Origin of the sequence: Pseudomonas sp. B21_DOA (assembly GCA_030544685.1) — a bacterium.
Taxonomy (GTDB): domain Bacteria; phylum Pseudomonadota; class Gammaproteobacteria; order Pseudomonadales; family Pseudomonadaceae; genus Aquipseudomonas; species Aquipseudomonas fluorescens_AO.
Map to the genome: position 1 here is coordinate 2,951,679 of CP086683.1, position 13,429 is coordinate 2,965,107.

A 13,429-nucleotide genomic window follows, 5' to 3' on the forward strand; every position below is an offset into this window, starting at 1 on the left:
CGAATGGCCGCGCCTCGGTCCTAGAGCGGAGCCAGCTCGGTTTCAGCTGCGACGGCTTTCACCGCTTTGAGCTGGCGCATCTGCTCACAGCCCCACAACACCCGCTCCGGTGTGGCCGGGGCGTCGATTTGCGGCTGATGCTGATAATCACCGAGGCTCGCCACCGCGTCCTTGATCGCGCACCACGCGGCGATGCCGAGCATGAACGGCGGTTCACCGACGGCTTTGGAATGGAACACCGTGTCTTCCGGGTTCTTGCGGTTTTCCACCAGTTTCACCCGCAGATCCAGTGGCATGTCCGCCACCGCCGGGATCTTGTAGCTGGCCGGGCCGTTGGTCATCAGCTTGCCTTTGTTGTTCCAGACCAGCTCTTCCATGGTCAGCCAGCCCATGCCTTGGACAAAGCCACCCTCGACTTGACCAATGTCGATCGACGGGTTCAGCGAGGCGCCGACGTCATGCAGGATGTCGGTGCGCAGCATCTTGTATTCGCCGGTCAGGGTGTCGACGATCACTTCGCAGCAGGCCGCGCCGAAAGCGAAGTAATAGAAAGGACGCCCACGCGCCTGACTGCGGTCGTAATAGATTTTCGGGGTCTTGTAGAAGCCAGTGCTCGACAGCGAAACCTGATTGAAATACGCCTGCTGGATCAGCGCTTCGAAGGTCAGGATCTGCTCGCGGACCCGCACGTGGCCGTTGCGGAATTCGACGTCTTCTTCGCTGACCTTGTAGTGCCGTGCGGCGAATTCGACCAGGCGTTGCTTGATCGTCTGTGCTGCGTTCTGCGCGGCCTTGCCGTTCAGGTCGGCGCCGCTGGAGGCTGCGGTCGGCGAGGTGTTCGGCACTTTGTCGGTGTTGGTCGCAGTGATCTGCACACGGTCGATTTCGACCTGAAACACTTCCGCCACGACCTGCGCGACTTTGGTGTTCAGGCCCTGACCCATTTCCGTGCCGCCGTGGTTCAAGTGGATGCTGCCGTCGGTGTAGATGTGGATCAGCGCACCGGCCTGATTGAGGAAACTGGCGGTGAAGGAAATACCGAACTTCACCGGCGTCAGCGCCAGACCTTTTTCAGGATCGGGCTGTTGGCGTTGTAGCGACGGATCGCTTCACGACGCTCGGCGTACTGGCTGCTTTCTTCCAGTTCGGCGGTCATCTCTTCGAGCATGTTGTGCTCGACGGTCTGGTAGTAATGGGTGACGTTGCGCTCGGTCTTGCCGTAGTAGTTGGCCTTGCGCACCGCCAGCGGGTCGAGCTTCAAGTGCCGGGCAATCGCATCCATCACTTCTTCGATGGCGACCATGCCTTGCGGGCCACCGAAACCACGGTAAGCGGTGTTCGACGCGGTGTTGGTCTTGCAGCGGTGGCCGTTGATGGTTGCATCGCCGAGGTAGTAGGAGTTGTCCGAGTGGAACATCGCCCGATCAACGATCGAGGCGGACAAGTCCGGCGAGCAGCCGCAGTTGCCGGCCAGCTCCATGTTGATCCCGTGCAGACGGCCGCTGCTGTCGAAACCGACGTCGTATTCGACGTAGAACGGGTGGCGCTTGCCGGTCATCAGCATGTCTTCGACGCGCGGCAGGCGCATCTTGGTCGGTTGGCCGGTGAGGTGCGCGACCACCGCGCACAGGCACGCCGGGCTCGCGGCCTGGGTTTCCTTGCCACCGAAACCACCGCCCATGCGGCGCATGTCGACGACGATCTTGTTCATCGACACGTCGAGCACTTCGGCGACCAGTTTCTGCACTTCGGTCGGGTTCTGCGTCGAGCAGTAGACGATCATGCCGCCGTCTTCGGTGGGCATTACCGAGGAGATTTGTGTCTCCAGATAAAAGTGCTCCTGGCCGCCAATGTGCAGCGTGCCCTGAATGCGGTGCTCTGCGGTTGCCAGCGCCGAAGCCGAGTCGCCGCGCTGATGGGTGTGGCTGTCGAGCACGAAATGGCGTTTGCGCAGGGCTTCGACGACGTCGAGCACCGGTTCCAGATCTTCGTATTCAATGATCGCCGCCATCGCCGCTTTGCGCGCGGTTTCCAGATCTTTCGCCGCGACCGCCAGTACCGGTTGGCCGACGAACTGCACGTCATCGATGGCCAGCAGCGGATCGCCCGGCATCAGCGGGCCGATGTCTTTCAGGCCCGGCACGTCTTCGTGGGTGATGACAATGCGCACGCCTTCGAAGGCGTAGCACGGCTGCGTGTCGATGCTAAGGATTTTCGCGTGGGCGCGGTCCGACAGGCGCGCATACAGGTGCAACTGATTGGGAAATTCCAGGCGATCATCGATGTACTGCGCTTCACCGGACACATGCTTGGCGGCGCTGTCGTGCTTGACGCTGCGGCCGACACCGGTGGTCAGGTCCTTGGCGAACAGTTCGGCCAGTTCAGCCTGGGTCTTCTCTACGGCGTGATGGTTAGACATAAGCGGTCACCCGAGTCTCGATGTGCGGTGTTTGCAGTTCGATGAAGTATTTGCGCAGCAGATTCTGCGCGCTGAGCAGGCGATATTCCTTGCTGGCACGGAAGTCCGAGAGCGGCGTGAAATCTTCGGCCAGCGCGGCGCAGGCGCGTTCGATCACGGCGTTGTTGAACGGCGCGCCTCGCAACACGGCTTCGCAGTGCGCAGCGCGTTTCGGAATCGCCGCCATGCCGCCGAAGGCCACTCGGGCGTCGCTGATCACGCCATTTTCCACGCGCAGATTGAAGGCAGCGCAGACGGCGGAGATGTCGTCGTCCAGGCGCTTCGACACTTTATAGGCGCGGAACAACTGCTCGGCGCTGGCGCGCGGGACGATGATTTTTTCGATGAATTCGCTTTCCTGCCGCGCGGTGACGCGGTAGTCGATGAAGTAATCTTCCAGGTTCAAGGTGCGGCGGGTCTCGCCTTTGCACAGCACGATCTGCGCGCCGAGGGCGATCAGCAGCGGTGGCGAGTCACCGATCGGCGAGGCGTTGCCGATGTTGCCGCCGAGGGTGCCCTGGTTGCGGATTTGCAGCGAGGCGAAGCGATGCAGCAATTCGCCGAAGTCCGGATATTCGGCATTCAACGCCTCGTAGCAGTCGGAGAGGGCGGTGGCGGCGCCGATTTCGATGCGGTCTGCGAAGGTTTCGATGCGCTTCATTTCGGCGACGTTGCCGACGTAGATCATCACCGGCAGGGTGCGGTGGAACTGGGTGACTTCCAGCGCCAGATCGGTGCCGCCGGCGAGCAGTCGGGCTTGTGGATAAGCGTCGTAGAGGTCGGCCAGGTCAGCGACGGTCAGCGGCACCAGGCAGCGTTTGTCACCGCTGTTGAGTTCACCGATATCGGTCGGCGCGATAGCCTTGAGGCGGGCGATGGTTTCGGCTTCGCGGGCGTCGAATTGATCCGCAGGCTTGGCGCAGCAGGATTGTTCGGCAGCGGCCAGAATAGGGCGGTAGCCAGTGCAGCGGCAGAGGTTGCCGGCGAGCGCTTCGTGGGCCTTGGCCTGATCCGGCGCATCGCTGTTCTTTTGCAGGGCGAACAGCGACATCACGAAACCGGGGTGCAGAAGCCGCACTGCGAACCGTGACACTCGACCATGGCTTTCTGCACGCTGTGCAGTTCGCCCTTGTGCTTGAGGTCTTCAACGCTGATCAGTTGTTTGCCGTGCAGGGACGAGACGAAAGTCAGGCACGAATTGAGGCTGCGATAGCGAATGTGTTCACGCCCCGTGTCATCGGTCTGCAACTCGCCTACTACCACAGTGCAGGCGCCGCAGTCGCCGCTGGCGCAACCTTCTTTGGTGCCGGGCTTGCCCACGTGTTCGCGCAGGTAATTGAGCACAGTCAGATTCGGGTCCAGGGCGTGCTCGCTACGGAGTTCCTGGTTAAGTAAAAACTGGATCACGGAAGGCCTCGCAGACTCATTATTGTTGTTAACCGACGTGAACCGAATTTAGCAGGTCTGACTTTTCGGTCAATGGTTTTCTGACTTAAAGGTCAGGAAAATCCGTTTCGTCGATCAACAGCGTGTCTATTCAGTATTGACCTTCATCGGTCACTGCGCTTTTTGCGGGATTCGTGCCAAAAACCGCTGAGTGGGCACTCCGCCATGACCGTGCTTATGCGCTACACTGCGCCGCTTGTGCAGATCGATAGAGTTTGAAGGACAACCATGACGTTCAAGGCGCCGGACAGCCTCGCCGAGCAAATCGCTCACCACCTCGCCGAACGCATCATTCGTGGCGAAATGAAGCCGGGAGAGCGCATCCAGGAACAGAAGGTCACGCTGGCGCTCAACGTCAGCCGCGGTTCGGTCCGCGAAGCCTTGCTGATCCTCGAGCGCCGTCACCTGATCGCGATCCTGCCGCGTCGTGGCGCCCACGTCACCGAGCTGACGCCGCACAAGGTGCAGAGCCTGTGCACGCTGATGAGCGAGCTGTACATCCTGCTTGGCAATTCGGTGGCCAATGGCTGGCAAGTGCAGTCGGACATGGCGCCGTTCGTGCAGATCCAGCAGCGCCTGACCGCCAATTACGAACGCGGCGATATCCGCAGCTTCGTCGATGACAGCTTTGCGGTGATGCGCGCCGCCTATCCGTTTGCCAACAACCCGTACCTGCAAGAAACCGTCGAGAACCTCCAGCCGGCGATGAGCCGCGCGTATTTCCTCGCTCTCGAACAGCGCAAGGCGGAAATGAGCGAATTCCTCGAACTGTTCGAACGCTTGCTCGCCGCCGTCCTCGCCCGTGATTTGCCGCAGATCCGCATCGTGCTCACGGCGTATGCCCAGCGCAGCTGCGATCTGGTGGTGTCTGCGCTGACGGTTGCCTGAGCGTGCGGCTAAAGTGCATCAAACTGGCGGGGTTCAAATCCTTCGTCGACCCGACCACGGTGAACTTCCCCAGTAACATGGCGGCGGTCGTCGGGCCGAACGGTTGCGGCAAGTCGAACATCATCGACGCCGTGCGCTGGGTGATGGGTGAAAGTTCGGCGAAGAACCTGCGTGGCGAGTCGATGACCGACGTCATCTTCAATGGCTCGACCAGCCGCAAACCGGTGAGCCAGGCGAGCATCGAACTGGTGTTCGACAACTCCGACGGCACGCTGCTAGGTGAGTACGCGGCCTACGCGGAAATTTCCATCCGCCGTAAAGTCACTCGCGACAGCCAGACCACCTATTACCTCAACGGCACCAAATGCCGTCGGCGCGACATCACCGATATCTTCCTCGGCACCGGCCTCGGCCCGCGCAGCTACTCGATCATCGAACAGGGGATGATCTCCAAGCTGATCGAATCCAAGCCGGAAGACCTGCGCAATTTCATCGAAGAAGCGGCGGGCATCTCCAAATACAAGGAGCGTCGCCGCGAGACGGAAAACCGTATCCGCCGTACCCACGAAAACCTCGCCCGCCTGACCGACCTGCGCGAAGAGCTGGAGCGCCAGCTCGAACGTCTCCACCGTCAGGCCGAGGCGGCGAAAAAGTATCAGGAACTCAAGGCCGAAGAGCGTCAGCTCAAGGCGCAACTGTCGGCGCTGCGCTGGCAGGATCTCAACGAGCAGGTCGGCCAGCGCGAGTCGATCATCGGCAACCAGGAAGTCAGTTTCGAAGCGTTGGTCGCTGAACAGCGTAACGCTGATGCGGCCATCGAACGCCTGCGCGACGGCCACCACGACTTGTCCGAGCGCTTCAATCTGGTGCAGGGCCGCTTCTATTCGGTCGGCGGCGACATCGCCCGGGTCGAGCAAAGTATCCAGCACGGTCAGCAGCGTCTGCGCCAGTTGCAGGACGATCTGAAAGAAGCCGAGCGCGCGCGTCTGGAAACCGAGTCGCACCTGGGCCACGACCGCACGTTGCTGCTGACCCTTGGCGAAGAGCTCGACATGCTCACGCCAGAACAGGAAGTCACCAGCGCCGCCGCCGAGGAAGCCGCCGCGGCCCTCGAAGAAGCCGAAACCACCATGCACGGTTGGCAGGAGCAGTGGGACGCTTTCAACCTGACCGCTGCCGAACCGCGCCGTCAGGCCGAAGTGCAACAGTCGCGGATCCAGCAGCTGGAAAGCAGCATGGAGCGCCTGGCCGACCGGCAGAAACGTCTCGCCGAAGAGCGCGCGTTGCTTTCCGCCGACCCGGAAGACGCGGCAATCATGGCGCTCAACGAGCAGCTCGCCGAGTCCGAAGCGACTCTGGAAGATTTGCAAACCAGCGAAGAAGCGCAGGTCGAAAAGCTCGAACAACTGCGTCAGGAATTGCAGCAAGCGTTGACCGCGCAGCAGCAGGCGCAGGGCGATCTGCAGCGGCTCAACGGGCGTCTGGCTTCATTGGAAGCTTTGCAGCAGGCCGCGCTCGATCCGGGCACCGGCACCGCCGAATGGTTGAAAGAACACAATCTCGCCGAGCGTCCGCGTCTGGCCGAAGGCCTGAAGGTCGAGGCCGGTTGGGAGCTGGCAGTGGAAACCGTGCTCGGCGCCGATCTGCAAGCGGTGCTGGTCGACGATTTCAGCGGTTTTGATCTGTCCGGTTTCACTCAGGGCGATCTGCGCCTGCTCAGCCCGGCCAGCGATGGCGTGCGGGTGGCGGGCAGTCTGCTGGATAAAGTCGAGGCGCAGATCGATCTGTCGCCGTGGCTTGGCCAGGTCAAACCGGTCGACAGCCTTGAGCAGGCACTGGCCTTGCGCGGTCAGTTGAGTGCAGGCCAGAGCCTGATCAGCCGCGACGGTTACTGGGTCGGTCGGCATTTCCTGCGCGTGCGCCGGGCCAGCGAAGCGGAAAGCGGCATGCTCGCCCGTGGGCAGGAAATCGAAGACCTGCAACTGGAGCGCGAAGAGCGCGAAGCCACGGTCGAGGCCATGGAAACCCGCCTGCAAACCTTGCGCGCGCAACAGCGCCAGCAGGAAAACGGCCGCGAACATCTGCGCCGCTTGCTGCAGGACGAAGCGCGCCAGCAAGGCGAACTGAAAGCACAATTGTCCGCTGGCAAAGCCAAGGCCGAACAGCTGACATTGCGCCGCACCCGTCTCGATGAAGAGCTGGTCGAACTCGGCGAGCAGCGCGAGCTTGAGCACGAGCAGGTCGGCGAAGCGCGCATGCAATTGCAGGAAGCGCTGGATGCCATGGCGCTCGACACCGAGCAGCGCGAGTTGCTGCTGGCCCAGCGCGACAGCCTGCGCGAACGTCTTGATCGTGTGCGGCAGGAAGCGCGGCAGCACAAGGATCACGCCCATCAATTGGCCGTGCGTCTCGGTTCGCTGCGTGCCCAGCACGACTCCACGCGACAGGCGCTGGAGCGTCTGGAGATGCAGGCCGAGCGCCTGACTGAAAAGCGCGAACAGTTGAGTCTGAATCTGGAGGAGGGTGAGGCGCCGCTGGAAGAGCTGCGTCTGAAACTCGAAGAACTGCTCGACAAGCGCATGACCGTCGATGAAGAACTCAAGACCGCGCAGATCGCCTTGGAGGACGCCGATCGTGAATTGCGCGACGCGGAAAAACGCCGCACCCAGGCCGAGCAGCAGTCGCAGTTGATTCGCGGCCAGCTCGAACAGCAACGCATGGAATGGCAAGCCCTGACCGTGCGCCGCAAGGCTTTGCAGGATCAATTGCTCGAAGATGGCTACGATCTCAACGGCGTGCTCGCGACATTGACTGCGCAAGCCAGTGAACGCGAAGCCGAAGAAGAACTCGAACGCATCAACGCGCGGATTCAGCGCCTGGGTGCGATCAACCTCGCGGCCATCGACGAATACACGCAACAATCGGAACGTAAACGTTATCTGGATGCGCAGGACGCCGATCTGGTCGAAGCGCTGGAGACCCTGGAAAACGTCATCCGCAAGATCGACAAGGAGACCCGCAACCGTTTCAAAGATACCTTTGATCAGATCAATGGCGGATTACAGGCACTTTTCCCGAAAGTTTTCGGTGGCGGGCGCGCGTATTTGGAACTGACGGGCGAAGATCTACTCGATACAGGGGTGACGATCATGGCGCAGCCGCCCGGGAAGAAGAACAGCACCATCCATTTGCTCTCCGGCGGCGAAAAGGCCCTGACTGCTCTGGCCCTGGTTTTTGCCATTTTCAAGTTGAACCCGGCGCCGTTCTGCATGCTCGATGAGGTTGACGCGCCACTGGATGACGCTAACGTTGGACGCTACGCACGCCTGGTCAAAGAGATGTCGCAGACCGTGCAGTTCATCTACATCACCCACAACAAGATCGCCATGGAAATGGCCGAGCAGTTGATGGGCGTGACCATGCATGAACCGGGTTGTTCGCGATTGGTGGCGGTGGATGTCGAGGAGGCGATGGCGATGGTGGATGCCTAGCGGCGCAGTTGCAAGTGACAAGCTCCAAGCTGCAAGTGGACGGCTTGTGGCTTGGAGCTTAAAGCTTGTAGCTGCGAAGCCTTTGATCGTGCTAGTTTAATGTCAATTTTTCGTATACGTGGGCAAAACGCCTGTCAGAACATAGAGTTGGCGCCACGTTTTAAAGCGGTTTACGCAGTGTAAACCCCTTATTTTTCAGCATTTTTTATAGAGGCACGGGATTACATGGAAATCGGTCTGCGCGAGTGGCTGATCGTCATCGGCATCATTGTGATAGCCGGTATTCTTTTCGATGGCTGGCGCCGTATGCGCGGCGGCAAGGGAAAGCTGAAATTCCGTCTCGACCGGAGCCTGTCCAATCTGCCGGACGAGGACACCAGCGCCGAGCTGTTGGGCCCGGCCCGCGTCCTGGACACGCACAAAGAGCCGCAACTGGACGAGCACGATCTGCCGTCGGTGAGCATGCCCAACCGCGAAGCCCGCGAGCCGCGTGAATCCGGTTCGAAACGTGGCAAGCGTGGCAGCAACGGCCCGGCGCAGGGCGACCTGAACCTCGACCTCGATCTGGACGGCGGCCCGAGCTTCAGCAGCCGCGATGACGATTTCGCCGAAGACAGCAAGCCTGCAGCGGCCGTGGCGGAAAAAGATCAGCCGCAAGCCGAAGAAGTCCTGGTGATCAGCGTGATCTGCCGCGACCCGGCCGGCTTCAAAGGCCCTGCGCTGCTGCAGAACATTCTCGAAAGCGGCCTGCGTTTCGGCGAGATGGACATTTTCCACCGCCACGAAAGCATGGCCGGCAACGGCGAAGTGCTGTTCTCCATGGCCAATGCGGTCAAGCCGGGTATTTTTGATCTGGACGACATCGACCATTTCAGCACCCCGGCGGTGAGCTTCTTCCTCGGCTTGCCAGGCCCGCGTCATCCGAAGCAGGCCTTCGACGTGATGGTCGCGGCAGCCCGCAAGCTGTCCCAGGAACTGAACGGCGAATTGAAAGACGACCAGCGCAGCGTACTGACCGCGCAGACGATCGAGCACTACCGTCAGCGCATCGTTGAATTCGAGCGCCGCGCCCTGACCCAGAAGCGCTAAGGGCAAGATCAAAAGATCGCAGCCTTGGGCCTTTAGGAGCTGACGAGTGCAACGAGGCTGCGATCTTTGGCCCCATCGCCGATAATGGAATAACACTGGAGCAGCCTCGGCTGCTCTTTTGCTTTATGAGAGAACACCCATGACCGCCGCCAAAAACCGCATTCTAGAGCTGCGCGCTGAGCTGGATCAGCACAACTATCGCTATCACGTTCTCGACGAGCCGAGCATTCCCGATGCCGAATACGACCGCTTGTTCCACGAGCTCAAGGCGCTGGAAGCGGCCAACCCGGACCTGATCACCAGCGACTCGCCGACCCAGCGCGTCGGCAGCATGGCGCTGACCGCGTTCACTCAGGTGCGCCACGAAATCCCGATGCTCAGCCTCGGCAACGCCTTCGAAGAATCCGACATGCGCGAGTTCGATCGCCGCGTCAACGAAGGCCTCGACGTGCCAGCTGGCGATCTGTTCGGTGGCGGCACGGCGGTGGAATACAGCTGCGAGCCGAAGCTCGATGGCCTGGCGGTCAGCCTGCTGTACCAGGACGGTCTGCTGGTGCGCGGCGCCACGCGAGGCGATGGCACCACCGGCGAGGACATCAGCGTCAACGTGCGCACCGTGCGCAACATTCCGCTGAAGCTGCACGGCGAAGGCTGGCCGGCGACGCTGGAAGTGCGCGGTGAAGTGTTCATGTCCAAGGCCGGTTTCGAGCGCCTCAATGCTTCGCAGCTGGAAATCGGCGGCAAGACCTTCGCCAACCCGCGCAACGCGGCAGCAGGCAGCCTGCGCCAGCTCGACTCGAAGATCACCGCCAACCGGCCGCTGGAATTCTGTTGCTACGGCATTGGCCAGGTCTCCCACGATATTGCCGACACCCACATCGGCAACCTCAAGCAGTTGCAGAAGTGGGGCATGCCCATCAGTCACGAACTGAAGCTGGCCAAGGGCATTGACGAATGCCTGGAGTATTACCGCGACATCGGCGCGCGCCGTGACTCGCTGGCCTATGAAATCGACGGTGTGGTGTTCAAGGTCAACAGCATCGCCGACCAGCGTGAACTGGGCTTCCGCGCCCGCGAGCCGCGTTGGGCGATCGCGCACAAATTCCCGGCGATGGAAGAACTCACCGAACTGCTCGACGTGGAATTCCAGGTCGGCCGCACCGGTGCCGTCACTCCGGTGGCGCGTCTGAAACCGGTGAAAGTCGCCGGCGTCACCGTGGCCAACGCCACGTTGCACAACATGGACGAAGTCGCACGTCTGGGCTTGATGATCGGCGACACGGTGATCATTCGCCGCGCCGGCGATGTGATTCCGCAAGTGGTGCAGGTAGTCACCGAGCGTCGTCCTGACAACGCTCGGCCCGTCGCCATTCCTGAAAGCTGCCCGGTGTGCGGCTCCCACGTTGAACGCACGCAACTGGTCAAGCGCAGCAAGGGCAGGAAACCTTCAGCGAAGGCGCGGTGTATCGCTGCGTCGGCCGACTGGCCTGTGGCGCGCAATTGAAGCAGGCGATCATCCACTTTGTTTCGCGTCGGGCCATGGATATCGAAGGCTTGGGCGACAAGAGCGTCGAGCAACTGGTCGACGAAGGCCTGGTCAGCTCGCCGGCCGATCTGTATGCGCTGAAGTTCGACGACATCGTCGATCTGGAAGGCTTTGCCGAGGTATCGAGCAACAAGCTTCTCAAAGCCATTGAAGACAGCAAGCAACCGAGCCTGGCACGTTTCATCTACGCCCTCGGCATTCCCGATGTCGGCGAAGAGACAGCGAAGGTGCTGGCGCGCTCGCTGGGTTCGCTGGAGCGCGTGCAACAGGCCTTGCCGCATGTGCTGACCTACTTGCCGGATGTCGGCCTGGAAGTGGCGCACGAGATACACAGTTTCTTTGAGGATGCGCACAACCAGCAGGTCATCAGCGAATTGCTCGGCCATGGTTTGCAGATTCAGGATCAGGGCGAACTGGGCGCGGAGTTCGCCGCCAGTACCACGTTGGGCGGCTTGCTCGACAAGCTGCACATTCCTTTCGTCGGCCCCGGTGGTGCGCAGAAACTCGCCGATCGCTTCGGTTCGCTGGAAGCGGTAATGAACGCTGACTGGCTGGACATGCGCCAGGCATTGCCGGAGAAGCAGGCCAACTCGGTGCGCGAGTTCTTCGCCTTGCCCGAGCATCGGCAACTGGCCGAGCAGGCCGAGCAGCAACTACGCGATTTCGGCATGCATTGGCAGAGCGAGAAGAAAATTGTCGAAGGTCTGCCATTGTCCGGCGAAACCTGGGTGCTGACCGGCAAGGTCGAACTGATGAGCCGGGACGTGGCCAAGGAGCATCTGGAAAGCCTCGGTGCGAAAGTCGCAGGCTCGGTATCGGCGAAAACCCACTGTGTGGTCGCAGGCCCGGGTGCCGGCTCGAAACTGACCAAGGCCAATGAGCTGGGTGTGAAGGTCATGGACGAAGAAGCGTTTATCGCCTTCCTCAAAACCCACGGCGTCGCTGTCTGAGCGGATGAACTCTTGTGGTGAGGGGATTTATCCCTCTCCGGATGGACACCTGTGGCGAGGGGATTTATCCCCGTTCGGCGACACCGTCGTCGTAAAACCGTACGACTCGGTATACCTGATTAGCCGCGTTGTATGGTTTTGGGAGTCGCTTCGCAACCCAGCGAGGATAAATCCCCTCGCCACTACGGCGGTGTCACTCAGGAGCGGGCTATATTCGGGAACGATGTTGTCTTCAGGATGATCTAGTCTTGGCCAGTCCCAGGGAGAGATCGCCATGCACCGCTTTTTCGAGCAGCTCAGTTCCCGCATCATCGCGCCGTTCGTGGCCGGATCCTCGCGCAACAGCAAAGTCTGGCCGTGCCGTTGCGGCCAGTCGCTGTTCTTTCGCAACAGTCAGTGTCTGGCCTGTAACGCCTTGCTTGGCTATCAACCCGAACACAGTCGCCTGACCTCGCTGCAACCGGGGCCGGAAGAGGGCACCTGGACACTCGACGTCGATCCCGACGCCGGTCTGTTCCGTCGCTGCGCCAACCTCGACATGCCCGCCGCGTGCAACTGGCTGCTGAAGGCCGACGATCACGACACCTTGTGCATCGCTTGCAGCCTCAACCGCACCATTCCTGACCTGTCCGTCGCGGAAAACCCCGAGCGCTGGCGCAAGGTCGAAATCGCCAAGCGTCGGCTGGTCGCGCAACTGATCACCCTCGGCTTGCCGGTCATCCCGAAAACCAAGGATGAAGAAACAGGGCTGGCGTTCGACTTCATCGGTGTCGACCTGGAAGGCAACGCGCCGATGACCGGACATGCCAATGGCCTGATCACCCTCGACATCAAAGAGGCCGACGACGCTCACCGTGAGCAGGTCAGGGCGGCGATGCACGAACCTTACCGCACGCTGCTCGGGCATTTTCGCCACGAGGTCGGCCATTATTACTGGGATCGCCTCATCGCCAACGGCCCCTGGCTTGGCGCATTCCGCAACTTGTTCGGCGACGAGCGCGCCAGTTACACCGAGGCGCTGGACCGGCATTACCAGCAAGGCGCACCACTGGACTGGCCGCAGCACTACGTCAGCGCCTACGCGACCATGCATCCGTGGGAAGACTGGGCAGAAACCTGGGCGCATTACCTGCACATGATGGACGCGGTGGACACGGCGCTCGGCTTTGGCATGAGCGCGCGGGAAATGGACTTCGACTATCAGCCCTTTCCGACCAGCACCCTTTACGACCCGGAGCACCCGGGCGGCACGGCATTCCTGTCGTTCGTCAATGCGTGGATCGAACTGGCCGGCATGCTCAACGAACTGTCGCGCAGCATGGGCCAGCCGGATTTCTACCCGTTCGTACTGCCGGCAGCGGCAATTGCCAAGCTGCACTTCATCCATCTGGTGATCCAGCAGGCCGGGGGAGGGCGGATGAGGTGCTGGCTTTATAACTGCGGGGAGTTCGCAGCACGGGTTGCGTTCTTGGTGGTTGATCAGGCCCGAAAGAAGACTTCATCGTTCACGAAGCGTGTTTTCCCTACGGCCGGGCCAAAATTTTCCTGGAAATAACTTTAC

At 61.1% G+C, this 13,429-nt stretch carries 4 protein-coding genes and 3 pseudogenes; 5 read left to right on the top strand and 2 right to left on the bottom strand.

From position 1 onward, the window contains the following. Positions 1–20: 20 nt before the first annotated feature. Positions 21–2,419, bottom strand: a pseudogene (gene xdhB / locus LJU32_13545) (xanthine dehydrogenase molybdopterin binding subunit). Next, a pseudogene (xdhA, locus tag LJU32_13550) lies at positions 2,412–3,865 on the bottom strand (xanthine dehydrogenase small subunit). The pseudogenes xdhB and xdhA overlap by 8 nt, the downstream one beginning before the upstream one ends. 267 nt (positions 3,866–4,132) lie before the next feature. On the opposite strand from xdhA, the gene LJU32_13555 reads away from it, so the two are divergent. The 5 genes and pseudogenes from LJU32_13555 to LJU32_13575 all read left to right on the top strand — a co-directional run bounded on the left by LJU32_13555 (position 4,133) and on the right by LJU32_13575 (position 13,423). Continuing rightward, positions 4,133–4,792, top strand: a complete 660-nt coding sequence (locus LJU32_13555; GenBank protein ID WKV90998.1) for a GntR family transcriptional regulator — start codon at positions 4,133–4,135, stop codon at positions 4,790–4,792. Between the two features lie 2 nt (positions 4,793–4,794). Next, positions 4,795–8,283, top strand: a complete 3,489-nt coding sequence (smc, locus tag LJU32_13560) for a chromosome segregation protein SMC (GenBank protein ID WKV90999.1) — start codon at positions 4,795–4,797, stop codon at positions 8,281–8,283. A 225-nt stretch (positions 8,284–8,508) separates the two neighbouring features. Further along, a complete protein-coding gene (gene zipA, locus LJU32_13565; protein WKV91000.1) occupies positions 8,509–9,372 on the top strand; it encodes a cell division protein ZipA in 864 nt (287 codons plus the stop codon). Positions 9,373–9,511: 139 nt separating this feature from the next. Then, positions 9,512–11,868: pseudogene (ligA, locus tag LJU32_13570) on the top strand (NAD-dependent DNA ligase LigA). A gap of 274 nt (positions 11,869–12,142) precedes the next feature. Next, positions 12,143–13,423: a putative zinc-binding peptidase gene (locus LJU32_13575; GenBank protein ID WKV91001.1), complete on the top strand. Its 1,281-nt coding sequence runs from the start codon at positions 12,143–12,145 to the stop codon at positions 13,421–13,423. Positions 13,424–13,429 lie beyond the last annotated feature (6 nt).

Bases quoted from the DNA above. Each gene is read 5' to 3' on its own strand.
- LJU32_13555 (WKV90998.1), top strand. From the start codon at position 4,133: ATGACGTTCAAGGCGCCGGACAGCCTCGCCGAGCAAATCGCTCACCAC.
- zipA (WKV91000.1), top strand. From the start codon at position 8,509: ATGGAAATCGGTCTGCGCGAGTGGCTGATCGTCATCGGCATCATTGTG.
- LJU32_13575 (WKV91001.1), top strand. From the start codon at position 12,143: ATGCACCGCTTTTTCGAGCAGCTCAGTTCCCGCATCATCGCGCCGTTC.